Source organism: Streptomyces sp. NPDC001339 (assembly GCF_042895955.1).
Taxonomy (GTDB): Bacteria; Actinomycetota; Actinomycetes; order Streptomycetales; family Streptomycetaceae; genus Streptomyces.
Window position 1 is genome coordinate 574,525 of the sequence record NZ_JBIAWT010000004.1, and the last position, 14,112, is coordinate 588,636.

Consider the following 14,112-nt stretch of genomic DNA (forward strand, 5'->3'; position numbering starts at 1 on the left):
AACCCGCCGCGTTCAGGACAGCGCCTTTCGTCGCGAGGCGGGAGCGACCAAAGTCCCGCTACCCGCGGTGCCCGCACGCGCTACCCGCAGTGCCGACGTCCGCCACCCGCAGTGTCGGCCACCGCTACCCACCGTGTTCGAGCCCGCCGCTCGTTCTCACCAGGGGAGCGATCGTCGTGATCAAGGCATCGAACGGGCTATCGTGCCCCGGGCCGGTGCTGGTGTGCGAACAGGGGAGAAGATCTCACGGTGTCTGAGGCGGGGCGACTCGTAGCCGGCCGTTACCGGCTGGTAGAGCACGTGGGCCGCGGTGGTATGGGCACCGTGTGGCGGGCCGAGGACGAGGTGCTCGGCCGCCAGGTCGCCGTGAAGAAGCTGCACGTCCAGCCGCACCTGCACGACGACGAGATCCGGCGCCTCCACGAACGCACCCGCCGCGAGGCCCGCAGCGCCGCCCGGATCACCCACCCCAGCGTGATCGTGGTGCACGACGTCGTCGACGACGAGGGCCTGCCGTGCATCGTCATGGAGTACATACCCTCGGTCACCCTGAGCGACGTCCTGAAGCGGCAGGGCACGCTGCCGCCCCGCGACGTGGCACGGATCGGTGCCAGCATGGCCGCCGCACTGCGCGCCGCACACGACGCCGGAGTACTGCACCGGGACATCAAGCCCGCCAACGTGCTGCTCGGCCACGACGGGCGCATCGTCCTCACCGACTTCGGGATCGCCGTACAGCCCGGAACGCCGTCCCTGACCAAGACCGGCGAGTTGGTCGGCTCGATCCACTACCTCGCGCCGGAGCGCCTGCGCAGCAACGTCGCAGAGCCCGGCCCCGCCAGCGACCTGTGGTCCCTCGGAACGACGCTCTACCAGGCGGTCGAGGGGCGCTACCCCTTCGAGCGGGACACCGCGATCGAGACGGCGTACGCCATCGCCACCGAGACCCACGATCCCCCACGCCACGCCGGGGACCTGACCCCGGTGATCCAGGGGCTGCTCGCGAAGGACCCCGGCCAGCGGCTGGACGTACGCGAGACCGAACGCCTCCTGAGCCGCGCGGCGGCGGGAGCGAGCACCGGGACGGGTACAGGGGCTGGTGCTGGTGCCGGGGCAGGTGCTGGGACGGATACCGGTACGGACGCTGATACCGGTACGGAGACCGTCGCTCGCGCTGGGACGGTTGCTCGTGCTGGGGCAGAGGCCGACACCACTGCCGGATCAGGTACCTACCCCACTGCCGGATCAGGGGCTCACCCCACTGCCGGATCAGGTGCCGACCCCACTGAGGGAACAGTGGCCGCCCCCGCCGATGCGGCCACCCGGGCGGAGCGGATGCCCGGGCAGGGAGGGGCGAGAGGGCCGGGAGGGGCGAGAAGCACTGCGGCTCCAGCCTCCGTACGAGGGCGCAAGCGCGGCCGCCGTACCGCGCTCTGGCTGGCCGCGACGGCGGTGACCGTCGCCGCCGCGACGGGCGGTGTACTGCTGTGGCCGTGGGACGGTACGGGCGCGGTGCGCACCTACCCGCCCGAGGCCCGTTCCTCCAGCAGCCCCTCGAAGCCCGCCCCGTCCACCCCCAGCTTCGCGCCGCCGCCGGTCCCCGCCGGGTACCAGCTCAAGAAGGCCGGCCAGAGCGGCTCCGTCCCCGTCCGGGACGACTGGAAGCCCAAGAAGATGCGCGGAGGCGAGATCGCCTACATCGACCCGACCGGACGGGTGAGTCTGCGCGTCAACGTCGTCGAGTTCGGCGGGGACGATCCGGTCCGCCACTGGCGTGAGACCGAAGAGGAGCAGACACGTCGGGACTGCCCGGGCTACGAGCGGGTGCGGATGCACAACATGACCTTCCGGGGAAGGCCCGCCGGGTACTGGGAGTTCACGTTCAAGGGCCGGGTACGGGACTACCGGGCGGTGGAGGTGGCGTTCAGCGGAGAGGACGGCACCCAGTACGTGGTCTATCTGTCCGCGCCGGACGAGCAATGGCACAAATACCGCCCGGACTTCGACACCGCCGTCAACGGAATCCGCACGGGCGGGTAGGCGAACAGGCGAAACAGCCGTCGCCCTGCCCGCCCTGCGCCCTGCCCGTCCTCCGCGCGCAGGGCGCAGGGCGCAGGGGTGTCCGAAACTTTTTGTCGCGGTGCGGGAATGACGAGCGCTGACCGCCGGTTGACCTCTTCGTACGCAGCGAGACGCTGCACTGAACGGGGGGAAGCAACCATGCCGACGGACACCATCACCGCGGACGCGAACGCCACCCCCACTGCCGCCACGGCCACCCCCACTGTCGCCACGGCTGCTACCGCGGTCCACGGCACCGTCGACAAGGGATACGAGGGCGTGCGCGAGGAGTTCGCCGCCTTCGTCGCAGGGGAGGAGAACGACCCGGGTGCCCAGCTCGCCGCGTACAAGGACGGGAAGCTGGTCGTCGACCTATGGGCGGGAGACGTCACCGGGGACTCGCTGACCGGGGTCTTCTCCGTCACCAAGGGCGCCGCCCACCTGGTGGTCGCGCTGCTCGTACAGGACGGGGTCCTGGAGCTCGACCGCAAGGTCGCCGACTACTGGCCGGAGTTCGCCGCCGAAGGCAAGGGCGCGCTGACGCTGCGCGAACTGCTCGCGCACCGCTCCGGTGTCATCGGCGCGGACGACGGTTTCACGCCCGAGGAGCTCGCCGACGACCGCGTGATCGCCGAACGGCTCGCCGGGCAGCGGCCGTTCTGGCAGCCGGGCGTCGGTTATGGCTATCACGCCCTGGTGATCGGCGCGCTCACCGGCGAGGTGGTACGGCGGGTCACCGGCCGCTCCATCCAGGAAATCTACGAGGAGCGGGTCCGGGCACCGTACGACCTCGACTTCTTCCTGGGCCTGCCCGAGTCCGAGCGGGCCCGCCACCGCGACGCGCTGCCGATGCTGCCCACGCCCGAGCAGCACGCCGAGCTGACCGCCAACGCGGGCGGCCGCTACAGCCGGCTCGCCATCGCCTTCAACATCAGCGCCGACCCGTCCTTCGACCTGACCGCGTTCGTCAACTCCGACGTCTCGCTGACGAAGAGCCAGGCCTCGGTCGGCGGCGCGGGCAACGCCCGTGGCATCGCCGGGATGTACGCCGCGACCATCGGCGGCTTCAACGGCCTGGGCCCACTGCTCAAGCCGGAGACGATCGCCGAGTTCTCCCGCATCCACTCGCACGGTACCGACTTGGTCGTCAACTTCCCGAACCCGTTCGCCCTGGGCTTCGAAGCAGTCAGCGTGCTCTTCCCCGCGCTCGGTGCCAACGCCTTCGGGCACAGCGGCGCAGCCGGCTCACTCGCCTTCGGCGACGCACGCTCGGGCCTCGCATACGGCTACACACGCCGCCGCTGCGCCTTCCCGGGCGGCGTCGCCCCCGAGAACGCCCGCCTGTCAAAGGCGGTCTACGAGGCCGCGATCGCATAACTCCGGAGCCGTGACCGCACCGCTCTGCCTATTCGGGCCGGCCGGCTATTCGATGGTGACTACCCAGTCGCCCCAGGTGATGCGGCACACGCCGTCCGGCTCGATACGGACCGGGAACCCGTAAACACCCAGACTGCCCTGCGTGTTGAAGAGGTGGCGGATGCGTTCCAACGTAGTCCACAGGCGGCGGGGGCCGCCCTGGTGCACAGTCGGGGGATTGTCCCGGTGCCCCTCGGCGCGTGCCCATGAGCCGTCCGCGTGCAGCAGCCATGCCGTGTGCTGCTCGCCCTGTTCCTCTTCCTCGTAGTGCGTCTCGACTCCGGGCACGGCCAGGAACAGCTGCGTTTTGACCTCCCAGGCGCTATCGACGTTGAGTACCGGATATCGGCCGACGGTGACCTCTTCCCCGTCTTGGCTACGGGTGTGGGGGAATTGGGCCATGAGCCGGGGCGGGTAGTCGGCCCCGTGGCGGATGCCCATGAAACCGGCCTGGTGCGGCTCGACGCGCCCGGCAGCACCACCGTCGGCGGTCTTATCCGCGCCGATCACCATGCCCGTGCCGCTGATCGTGCACACCAGCCGCCCCCCTGGCCGCAGCGCGGTAAGCCAGGATGCGGGGATGCGTGGGACCGACACCATGGCCACGATCCGGTCATAGGTGGCGGGCAGCTTCCCCGTAGCGTCCAGGGTGACCACCTCGGGCCGGTGCCCGACATCGGCGAGCCGTTCGCGCGCCGCCTCGGTCAAGTACGGATCCACGTCCATGCTTGTCACGTGACGATCGCCGAAGCGATGGCACAGCAACGCCGAGGAATACCCCGACCCGGTGCCCACGTCGAGCACGTCCATGCCTTGGTCGGGGCGCACGTGCCGGAACATCTGCACCACCAACGAGGGCAGAGTCGCCGAGGACGATGGCGTCCCCTCCGGCCGGTCGTCGGGCTTGGCACGGTCGGCGTGCAGCGTCCCGAGCTGGGTCACGAGCGAGGTGTCGTTGTACGCCGCACGCGTCCATGCCGCCGGATCGCTCGGCCCGTCCACCAGCCTCGGCCCGTCCGCTGACCCCGGCCCGTTCGCCTCGTGCTCCCACCAGCGGGGCACGAAGAGGTGACGGGGCGTGGCGCGCACGGCCTCGCGCCACCGGGACTGCGGGTGCGTCACCGCTTCTGCGAGCGCAGCGGCGCGTTCCTGCCAGCTAGCGGTCACTGTGCACCGCCGGGGGAGACGAGCGGCAGGGCGCTGGGGAACTTGGGCAGGCACGCGGGCTGTCCGGGCTGGCAGGCGGAGTCATCGGGCGCACACCCGCCCGCGCTCGCAGCCGGTACCTGCTCGACGGTCCGCCACCACTGCTCGGACCCGATGAGGTCACCGAGCCGCTGCTCGCGGACGTTGCCGCACGGCATGAATCGCGACAGGACGCACAGGGCGAGATCGCCGTTGGGCAGGATTGCTGCCCGGCCCCGCCCGCAGCGCCCGCACAGCGCGTCGACGCCCGGCGCAGCGGTGCCGCCCGCGCGACCGACCGCACGTACCCGGTCCATGGTCACGTTCGTGATGCCCAGGGCTTCGATCTCCGCGCGTGCTTCCTGTACGCGCTGTCCGTCGAAGACTTCCACGATGCCAACCCGTACGGGGATGCCCCGGCGGCGTGCCTCGGTGATGTTGGCGAGGGTGCGCAGGTAGCTGCCGGTGCGGGTGGTGATGCGGTCGTGTTCGTCGGGATTGTCGCTGTAGTAGCTCGTGGCGAGCGTCACGCCGTCCCGGGCGAACACGTCCCACCACGCGGGCCGGACGTGAAACAGGTTGCTGTACACCTCGACGCTCAGCCCAAGGCTCAGGCTGAGGTCGACCAGCTCGATCCAGTGCGGATACAGCGTCGGCTCGCCACCGATGAGTTGAAGGTGCGGGATCGCGAGCGTCGCCGCGTCGTTGATCACCTGCTTCCAGTCTGCGGGCGTCATGGTGCCGTGTGTGCCCTGCGGGCTCGACTCGGACAGGCAGTGCGTACAGGTGAGTTGGCACCCTGCCGTGATCTCCAGTTCAAGCGAACTGAGAAGCCCTGCCGGGGCGTTGGCGGGGTTGTCCATGATGGTAGTCATGGTCGCGCACTCCTTTGTGCCGTGTGTGCCATGCCTGCCTGTGCTCATGCCCGTGCCGCCGTCCGATGGGGGTGGCGGCGGATCTCCACGCTGAAGTCGGTCGCCTTCGACCCGTCTCCTGAGGCGTAGGCTGCCTCGCGCTGTTTAGCGAGGGCCCCGCACACGTCGCACCCGGCGACAGGCGCGGGATCTGACACCGGTTCCAGCAGGGTCGGCACCTACGGGGCATCAGCCCGCCACCTCCACCCCGTGGATCCAGCGCGGCCCCGCGTCGTAGCCCAGCTCGGCCAGCCACAGCGCCCGCCGACGCCCACGCTGCAAACGGCGCTCCCGGCGTTCCTCGGGGGTAAGAACGTACGGGCGGATGAGGGGAGTGTCCTCGCCGCGCAGCGGTACCTCGACCGGTTGCCTGGTTACGCGGGGAAGCGCGAACGTCGCCGCGTCCTCACACAGCGCAACGGGCAGTGCGGCGGTGGACCGGTGGCGCCCCCGTGCGGGCAGTAGTAGCCGCAACAGCGGCTCGAAGAGTCGGGCGATACAGTTCGGCATGTTGACCTGCTTCCGTCAGGTTGGCCATGCCCCCGGGCCGCTCGCAGCGCGGTTGCGGGGGTCTTCTGACGTATGCATCGTGCCGACAGTCAAAGGCCGGAACTATCAGGCATCGCTGATAGCCCCGGCCACTGCATGACGGTAGGTCACATTCCTAGCCACGCACCATAGTTACTGAAGGTGTCCGGCATCCTGCGCTTGGCCGCCTCCAGCCCCGCGTATGTCTCGCGCACCGTGGGGTGGTACCGCGTCTGTTGGGGTGCAAGCTTGCGCGCCTTCAGCAGGCTCTTGAACGCCGAGTCGGTGCGGCCCGTCCACATCTGCGCTCGCGCCACCTCGGTGTGGTGGTGAGCGAGGCGCGACGGGGGCCACCCGTCCGGAATCGAGATCCTGTGGGCGGAGTCCACGGCTTCTTGATACAGGTCGAGTTCTGCCAGAACACTCACCCGATGCACGCCGACATTGGTGGGACCGAACGACAGCCAGTGGATCTTCTCGGCCGGTCCAGTCCGCTTCGCGATCCGCTCAGCTTCGCTGAGATGGCCCTCTGCGGTGTCCTTGTCCTTGTCGCGGCCCGCCAGCACGGCGGCCCCGAGGTGGATCTGTCCGGTAACGGCATCGAGCACGTGCCCCGGCTCCGCCTGCTCCAAGGTGGACATGCCCAATCGGACCAGTCGCTTGCCCGTCCGGTAGTCACTTGCCCTGAGATAGGCAAGCGCCCGCAGGTACTGGCGTAGCCCACTCAGAACTGGATCTGAGGCGCGTTGCGCTGCCCAGTCCAAGCGATCCAGCGCCACCGTGCACAAGTCGGGGAACCCGAGCTTCGTCGTCACGTCGTACGCCGTGCGGTACGTACTCGCGAGCAACCGCCAGTTGCGGTCGATGGGGGCTGTGTGCGCCGTCGTTGTGGCCTCAAGGATCAGGCCGGGAAGGTCAGCGGCAACCTGCTTGATGTTCGTTGCGCGGACCAGTGCGCACAGCTTGTCGGCATGCGCCTCCAGTTCCTCTACCGGCCGTGGTGTCACGTCCGGATCAGGACCGAGGTCGTAGACATTCAGCGCCTCGCGAATCGGGTTGATCAGGACGTCTAGTTGGTCCTGGCGCAGCTCTTCGAGGTAGGGCTGACCGGTCAGTTCGATGACCTGGGCCGACAGGGCGCGGGCGAGGGCGCCGATCACTGACGGGCTGGCGGGCAAGACGCCCTGCTCGACCTTGGTGAGGGTGCTGTACGAGACATGCGAGAGATCGGCCAACTCGCGTTGCGTCAACCGACGGACTTTGCGCACGTGCGCGATGCGCGCGCCCGTGTGCTCGTCAATGTGCGGGGGCATACTGGTCTCCGTTCTGCATCGACACCAGAACGGTACTCCTGGCCAGTCACAGGGGAACGGTGATCGGCCCTCGTCGCCCGGCGGGGGCCGTTTGCTGTGATCAGAGGGCGGTCAGCGGTGGGTTCCTGTCTCCAGTCAGGCCGTTGTAGCTGTGACTCGGGAAGTCGGGTCGAAAACCTGACGGTAGGTGTCAAGTTATGGTGGGACGTTTCCTCCTGCGCGGCATCACGTGTCTGTGCCACATGTCTTTTGTCTCTGTAGGTCTGTAGGAACGGGAGCCTGCCCTGATGGACACCACCATTGATCCCCGGCCGCTGCTGGAGCGCGCGACCGGCCAGTTCGCCGCCCTGGTTGCCGCCGTCGAGCCCGGGCGACTCAACGACCGTACGCCGTGTCCGGAGTTCGATATCCGCGCTTTGATAGGCCATGTGCTGGGCAACACGCTTGCCTACGCGTACATCGCCGAAGGCGGCACGATCGCGGACGAGCCGGGGGATATCAAGGAAGTCCCGGGTGACGACTGGGCGGCGGCGTATGCGGTGGCCGGGGACCGGCTGGTCGCCGCTTCCCGGGGGTTGACCGATGGGGGCCTCGACCACGTGGTCGACCTTGGCTTCGCGAAGATGCCGATGCGTGCCGCGTTGGGCGCGATCACCATGGAGCTGGCTGCGCACACGTGGGATCTGTGTGAGGCGTTGGGTTACTCCCCGGAATCCATGGGTGCCCGAGAACTCGATCCCGAAGTGGGCGGCTTCGCATTGGCGTATGCCCAGGAGACGCTGCCGGCGGAGCGGCGCGGGGCCCCCGTGCCCTTCGAACCGGTGCGGTCCGCGCCCGAGGGGGCGGACGCGTACGGGCGGCTGGCGGGCTGGTTGGGGCGGGAGGTGCGTGGGGGCACCCCAGGTGCCTGACTGGTTACCGTACGGCAGGACCCGCCTCCAGGCGTGCCGCCCGGATGATTCCCTTGCCCTGGTCAAGGAATGGCACAAGGAGTTCACTTCATGAGAACAGACATCGACCTCACCGCCGCTCAGTGGGGTAAGTCCTCGTACAGCAGCTCCAATGGGGGCAGTGCCGTCATCGACCGGAGTGACACCGTCTGAACGGTGCTATACGCCGGTGGCGCCGTCGATGCGTTCCCGGAGCAGGTCGGCGTGGCCGTTGTGGCGGGCGTACTCCTCGATCATGTGGACGTAGATCCAGCGGAGGCTGACGTCCTGGTCCATGAAGCGGCCGGTGTCTGTCAGAGCGCGGTCGGCGCAGTGCTCGCGGGCGTAGGAGATCTCCGCGTGCCAGGTGGTGAGAGCGTCGTGCAGGGTGGCGCCCTCGGCCAGCTCGAAGCCGCCGTCGGGGCCATCCGGGTCGGCCTGCGGGTCGTAGATGGGCGGGACCTGTTCGCCGGCGAACACTCGACGGAACCAGTTCCGCTCCACCTCCGCCATGTGCTGGACGAGGCCGATCAGAGTGAAGCCGGACGGTGGCACAGACGTGACGGCGGCTTGCTCATCGTCCAGCCCCTCGCACTTCATGGCGAGTGTGGTGCGGTGAAAGTCGAGCCAGCTTTCGAGCGTGGTGCGCTCGTCGGCGTTCAGGGGCGGCAGAGGGCGTTCGATGCTCACCGGTCGATTATCTCCAGCGGCCGAAATCATAGGCGGGCCGGCCCTCACTGCGGGGCAAACGGTGATCGTTATCGTGGGATGAGGTGGACCTCAGGCAACTCGACGGGCGCAGCAGGGCGGCCGGCCTGGAGAGACCAGACCTGGCCGGTGCGGTCGTCGGCGAGGATGGTCTCGATCGCGGCGGCGACCTCGTCCGGTTCGGCGAGCAGCAGTCCGTGGGCGAGCAGGGTGGTGCGCAGCGAGGCGAGGGCGGGTGTGTTCACCAGGCCGGGGCAGATGGTGTTGAGACGGATGTGGTCTCGTTCCAGCAGCGGGGCGGCCGAGCGGACCAGGCCGATGAGGGCGTGCTTGGCGGTGGCGTAGAACACGTCGGGCGAGCCGGTCAGTCCGGCAATACTGCCCGTGATGAGGAGGTGCCCGCCGCCCTGCCGTCGCAGCTGGGGCAGCGCGGCGTGCAGGCCGTATACGACGCCGTCCAGGTCTGTGCGCATGGTGTCCCGGTAGCGCTGTGGCGAGAAGTCGTCCAGTCCGCAGCGGCCGGCGATCGCGGCGTTGAGCACGACCGCGTCCAGACGGCCGAACTCCTCGACGGTGCACGCCACTACGTGTTCGTTGTCATCGGCCGAGGCGACGTCGGTGGCGACGAAGAGTCCGCCGCAGTCGTCGGCGACAGCGGTGGCGCGGGCGGTGTCGATGTCGGCGATGGCCACGCGCCACCCGTGGCCGGCCAGCCGTCGTGAAGTGGCGGCTCCTATGCCTGAGGCGCCGCCGGTGATCAGTGCTACCGGACCGTCGGCAGCCTGACGTCCCATCATGTCGACTTTCCGGCGGAGGTGATGGGGTTGACGGGGTTGATGGGGGTGATCGTCAGGCCGCGGCTGCGCAGCCCGTTGCAGCGCAGGTAGGCACGTCCGAAGAAACGCTGGAAGGCCAGGATCGCCAGCACGGTCACCCCCAGCAGCACATCGTCGAGGACCGGCACCAGGTCGATCGGGAGGGTCATCGCCATGACGATCCGTGCGGTGCTGTCGATCAGGCAGGCGACGCCCCAGAACGCGCTGGAGATCCACAGCATCCGGCGGAAGGCTGGATATCGGTCCCAGTTGCCCGCGAGCGTTCGCTGCTTGCCCTTGTCCACGACGACCCGGGTCGCCTCGTAGAGAAACGGTCGCTGGGAGAGCAACGTGCACAGGATCCACACGCCGATCGCGGCCAGGCCCCAGCCGTTGCGGATCAGTAGGAGGCGGGGGCTGCCGGTGACGAATGACATCGCGACGGTCAGGGCGATCGTGCCGAGCAGGAAGAGCTGCAATCCGCCGATCCGGCGTTCGGTGACGAGGCCGCGGACCGCTCCGACTGCCGGGATCACGGCACCGGCCAGCAGCGCGAGGAACTGGTTCACCCCCAGCCAGCGCAGACCGTAGAAGAGGGCGAGCGGAATGACGACATGGACCAGCAGTACGTGGCGTGAGCCGCCACCGGCCCGTGCGGGACGTTGCGCGTCCAGGTTCTCTGTCACCACCACACAGCCTTTCTGAGCGTCGATAGCATCGATAGCATCGATTTCTGAGGGGGTGCCCGGGGCTGGTCTTGAGGTGGGGGCGCACCGTGCGCACCGTGTGCTGCCCGGGCGGAGGGGTCAGTCGGACCGGGTGGCGCGTGCGAACGCGGTGACCAGTTCGTGGGTGTACGCGTCGAAGTCCAGCCCCGGCTCCCCGCGCAGTCGCTGGGCGGCGGCGTCGACGGCACCGCGGATCATCACCGCCATCGCATGGACATCGAAATCGCGGAACTCGCCGCTGCGCTGCCCTGCCGACAGCAGTTCCTCCAGCCCGCGCACGCTCGGTTCCTGCGCGCTCTGCGACGTGTACGGCCGTCCGCCCGGCTCGCGCACATGCGGTCCGATTTCGGCGAGCGCCAGCATCGCCCGTGGGTGCTCGCGCAGGAACCGCAGGTTGGCCTCCAGGTAGGCGCGCAGCTTGCCCGCCACCGTCTCCTGCCCCGCCATGCGGGCACCGATGAACTCCGCCCCGGCCGTGAAGACCTCCCGCACGATCTGGTGCATCAGATCGTCCTTGTCGGCGAAGTGATACGAGATCATCCGCGGGCTGCTCAGTCCGGCCCGCTCGGTGATCTTGACGAACGACGCCTTGACGTAGCCGAGTTCCGCGATCGTGTCGATCGCCGCCGCCACGATCTGCGCCCTGCGCGCCGCATTGGTGAACGTGCGGCGCTCTGTCTGCTCGGTCAGCTCTGTTCGCCCTGTCTGCTCGGTTCGTGCCATGTCCTTCCCCGACCTTCCCCGGTAGCGTTTATTTGACTGGATAAACAGTACCCCAGCTGAATCAGGTTTGTGTCTCCGGGCGGGCCGTTGTGTGGAGGGTTGCGTGGAGGAGGGAGGCGGTGAAGGGGTGTTGGGGGGGGGCAGGACGCGGTGGGCCGGGCCCTGTTCGAGGAGTTCGCCGGCGTCGAGTACGGCGATGTGGTGGGCGAGGGCGGCGGCGGTGTCCAGGTCGTGGGTGATGAGGACCAGGAACAGGTCGTTGCGGTCGCGGAGCAGGGCCGCGAGGAGGTTCAGGATGCTCCGGCGGGTGACGGTGTCGAGGCCGGAGGTGATCTCGTCGCAGATCAGGACGCGGGGGTGGGCGAGTAGGGCGCGGGCGAGGGCGGCGCGCTGGAGTTCGCCGCCGGAGAGCTGGGCGGGGTGGCGGTGGGCCAGGTCGTGAGGGAGGCCGAGGCTGCTGAGTGCCCTCACGGCCGCCACCACACTGAGCCCCGTCCGGCCCGTTCAGCCCGCCCAGGCCTCCGCCCAGGCGGCGTCGGCCGGAGCACCCCCGCCGGCTGCGGCTCGATGGGCGGTCTCTTCGACGCCCCGGGCGTGGATCCCGTACCGACGAACGCCGCGGCCGAACGGGCCTACCTCGCGTCACTCCACGCCATGGCCGACGACTGCGCCAAGGGCGCGGCCGGCCTGCTGCCCTACCTGTCCACCGAGCAGACGGCCCACGACATGGACGCGATCCGCGCCGCGCTCGGCGAACCGAAGGCCGGCTTTCTCGGCGTTTCCTACGGCAGCTACCTCGGTGCGGCGTACGCCGCCCGGTTCCCGGACCGGGTGGGACGCATGGTGCTGGACAGCGTGGTCGGCCCTTGGGGCTGGTACGACTTCGACGTGATCCAGAGCCGGGCGCTGCTGCGCCAGCGTGACACCTTCTTCGCCTGGACCGCCGCGCATGCGCAGCGCTTCGGTGCGGGCGCGAACGCGACCGCCGTACGCCGTTCCTATCTGCGGGTACGACAAGGGCTCGCCGCGCGGCCTGTGGACGGCTTCGGCCCGGCGGAGTTCGACCGCGCCGTGTACCGCGCGCTGGGCCGCACCGAACGCTGGGCGGGCCTCGCCGACGGCATACGCACGTACCTCACCAGCGGCGGCGTCGACGGAATGCGCCCGGAGTCCGCCTTCGACGGCCCCGACTCCCGTAACTACGAAGCGGCCAACCGCATCGTCAAGTGCGCCGACGGCCCCGCGCCCACCCCGCGTGCGACAGCCATGGACATCCGCCGCACCCGCCGCCTCGACCCCCAGCCGGTCCTCACCGGTATGGAGGCCTCCGTCTGCGCCTCCTGGCACCACCACCCCGGCCACCGCACTCCGCTCGGCAGCCCCGAGGCCCCGCCCGTCCTGCTGGTCGCCTCCGCGCACGATCCCGTCACGCCCATCCAAGGCGCCCGCCGACTGCGCACACTGCTGCCCGGCTCCCGCCTGGTCACCCTCGACAACGACTACTCCCACGGGGTGTTCGCCAGCCGGGGCAACGCCTGCGTGGACACCACGGCGGCCGCGTACCTCGTGGACGGGGTGATGCCGACGTCGGACGTCCGCTGCGCGGGACCCGGGCTTCCGAAAGCGCCGTAACGGCTTACTGGAGAGAAGCCGTAACGGCTTAGTGGAGAGAGGTTGTAACGGCCTACTGGAGAGAGGAAAACGGGCTCCCGAAGTCGCCATAGCACAACGGGAGTACGACGGGCGACCATCGGAACCTCGTCGAATGGCCAGAGTGGCCGGAAATCGCCCTTGGGGGAGATGGGTAGCGCGGTCTCGCGGAGGGAGGACCTCCCCCGCGGCGTCCCCTTTCCCAGCGAGACCAACGCACACCAGGACAAACGCGAACAGCTTCGCGTTAATCTTCTCGGACAATACTTGGCGAGAACCCGCACTGCAATACGGAGCCGCCGTGACCACAGCGCACCACGTGACCACAGTGCACCCCGTGACCACAGCGCACCCTGCGCGCCTGCGGGCCCCGGGCGAGACCCGGCCCGGCGGGCGTACGGCCCGCACCCGTCAGGCCGTACTGGCTGCCGTCTTCGAGGAGTTGGGCGAGGGCGGCTTCGCCGAGCTCACCATGGAGAAGGCCGCGCAGCGGTCGGGAATCCACGTGGCCACGCTCTACCGGCGCTGGCGCTGCGTGGAGGGCCTGGTCTGCGCGTTGCTGACGGATCTGAGCGACGGCGTACCCCTGCCGGACACCGGCACGCTGTACGGCGATCTGCGGGCGATGTCCCGCTCGCTGGCCGCTTTCTACGAGGAGCCGCGGATGCGCCGGCTGATCGAAGCGGTGGTCTCCGCCGCGGCGCGCCACCCGGAGGCGGCCACGGTCCTGCGGTCGTTCTTCGAGGAGCGACTGCCGCTGTCCGGCCGGATGGTGGAGCGGGCCGCGGAACGCGGTGAAGTGCCCCCGGACACCGACCCGGTGGAGGTGATGTCGGCCCTCGGCGCGCCCTTCTACTACCGGATGCTGATCGTCCGCCGTCCCGTCGATGCCCCTCTCGCCGAGTCCGCCGCCACCGCCGTATGGGCGGCGGCCCGCGCGGGCGCGTACGCCAGGAAGGACGGCGGAGGGATGGATGGCGGCGGGAAGGACGGCGGAGGGGAAGATGGCAGGGGGAAAAACGGCGGCGGGCCGGCGGACGATGCCGCCGGCCCGCGCACTGGGCCTGTGCTGCCGGAGTGAGGGCCGGTGAGGCGAGGCCTGCTTCCTCAAGCGAGGCTGCTTCCTCAAGCGAGGCTGCTTC

Annotated in this window: 13 protein-coding genes and 1 pseudogene; 5 read left to right on the forward strand and 9 right to left on the reverse strand. The window is 69.5% G+C overall.

The genetic code is table 11. From position 1 onward, the window contains the following. The first annotated feature begins 249 nt into the window (after nt 1–249). Nucleotides 250–2,040 (forward strand): serine/threonine-protein kinase, encoded by a 1,791-nt coding sequence (locus ACFY12_RS14755; RefSeq protein ID WP_390716154.1) that lies wholly within the window; start codon nt 250–252, stop codon nt 2,038–2,040. 180 nt (nt 2,041–2,220) lie between these two features. Further along, nucleotides 2,221–3,438, forward strand: a complete 1,218-nt coding sequence (locus tag ACFY12_RS14760; protein ID WP_390716155.1) for a serine hydrolase domain-containing protein — start codon at nt 2,221–2,223, stop codon at nt 3,436–3,438. A 45-nt stretch (nt 3,439–3,483) separates the two neighbouring features. On the opposite strand, the gene ACFY12_RS14765 is transcribed toward ACFY12_RS14760, so the two are convergent. From ACFY12_RS14765 to ACFY12_RS14780, 4 genes are all read right to left on the reverse strand, one after another. Beyond that, nucleotides 3,484–4,479 (reverse strand): methyltransferase domain-containing protein, encoded by a 996-nt coding sequence (locus ACFY12_RS14765; RefSeq protein WP_390716156.1) that lies wholly within the window; start codon nt 4,477–4,479, stop codon nt 3,484–3,486. A 161-nt stretch (nt 4,480–4,640) separates the two neighbouring features. Next, on the reverse strand, nt 4,641–5,537 hold the full coding sequence (locus tag ACFY12_RS14770; RefSeq protein WP_390716157.1) for a radical SAM protein: 897 nt from the start codon (nt 5,535–5,537) through the stop codon (nt 4,641–4,643). Between the two features lie 228 nt (nt 5,538–5,765). Next, entirely contained in the window at nt 5,766–6,086 is a 321-nt protein-coding gene (locus ACFY12_RS14775; RefSeq protein WP_390716158.1) for a hypothetical protein, read from the reverse strand. A 146-nt stretch (nt 6,087–6,232) separates the two neighbouring features. Beyond that, the gene (locus tag ACFY12_RS14780; RefSeq protein ID WP_390716159.1) at nt 6,233–7,417 is read right to left on the reverse strand and encodes a helix-turn-helix domain-containing protein; all 1,185 of its coding nucleotides are present in this window, start codon (nt 7,415–7,417) and stop codon (nt 6,233–6,235) included. Between the two features lie 287 nt (nt 7,418–7,704). Here ACFY12_RS14780 and ACFY12_RS14785 point away from each other — a divergent pair, with 287 nt between their 5' ends. Further along, a complete protein-coding gene (locus ACFY12_RS14785; protein ID WP_390716160.1) occupies nt 7,705–8,328 on the forward strand; it encodes a TIGR03086 family metal-binding protein in 624 nt (207 codons plus the stop codon). Nucleotides 8,329–8,526: 198 nt separating this feature from the next. On the opposite strand, the gene ACFY12_RS14790 is transcribed toward ACFY12_RS14785, so the two are convergent. The 5 genes and pseudogenes from ACFY12_RS14790 to ACFY12_RS14810 all read right to left on the reverse strand — a co-directional run. Further along, complete coding sequence (locus ACFY12_RS14790) at nt 8,527–9,066, reverse strand: DinB family protein (protein ID WP_390716161.1); 540 nt, start codon at nt 9,064–9,066, stop codon at nt 8,527–8,529. A 38-nt stretch (nt 9,067–9,104) separates the two neighbouring features. Beyond that, nucleotides 9,105–9,851 (reverse strand): SDR family NAD(P)-dependent oxidoreductase, encoded by a 747-nt coding sequence (locus tag ACFY12_RS14795; protein ID WP_390716162.1) that lies wholly within the window; start codon nt 9,849–9,851, stop codon nt 9,105–9,107. Next, nucleotides 9,848–10,555, reverse strand: a complete 708-nt coding sequence (locus ACFY12_RS14800) for a VC0807 family protein (RefSeq protein WP_390716163.1) — start codon at nt 10,553–10,555, stop codon at nt 9,848–9,850. The genes ACFY12_RS14795 and ACFY12_RS14800 overlap by 4 nt, the downstream gene beginning before the upstream one ends. 120 nt (nt 10,556–10,675) lie before the next feature. Beyond that, on the reverse strand, nt 10,676–11,320 hold the full coding sequence (locus ACFY12_RS14805) for a TetR/AcrR family transcriptional regulator (protein WP_390716164.1): 645 nt from the start codon (nt 11,318–11,320) through the stop codon (nt 10,676–10,678). 61 nt (nt 11,321–11,381) lie between these two features. Then, nucleotides 11,382–11,794: pseudogene (locus ACFY12_RS14810) on the reverse strand (ATP-binding cassette domain-containing protein); the annotation flags it as partial. Here ACFY12_RS14810 and ACFY12_RS14815 point away from each other — a divergent pair. Together ACFY12_RS14815 and ACFY12_RS14820 are read left to right on the forward strand one after the other, a co-directional pair. Next, on the forward strand, nt 11,759–12,952 hold the full coding sequence (locus ACFY12_RS14815) for an alpha/beta fold hydrolase (RefSeq protein ID WP_390716165.1): 1,194 nt from the start codon (nt 11,759–11,761) through the stop codon (nt 12,950–12,952). The pseudogene ACFY12_RS14810 and the gene ACFY12_RS14815 sit on opposite strands and share 36 nt — an antisense overlap. Nucleotides 12,953–13,307: 355 nt before the next feature. Then, nucleotides 13,308–14,051 carry a TetR/AcrR family transcriptional regulator C-terminal ligand-binding domain-containing protein gene (locus ACFY12_RS14820; protein WP_390716166.1) on the forward strand — a complete coding sequence of 248 codons (744 nt, stop codon included), beginning with the start codon at nt 13,308–13,310 and terminating at the stop codon, nt 14,049–14,051. The last annotated feature ends 61 nt before the right edge of the window (nt 14,052–14,112 follow it).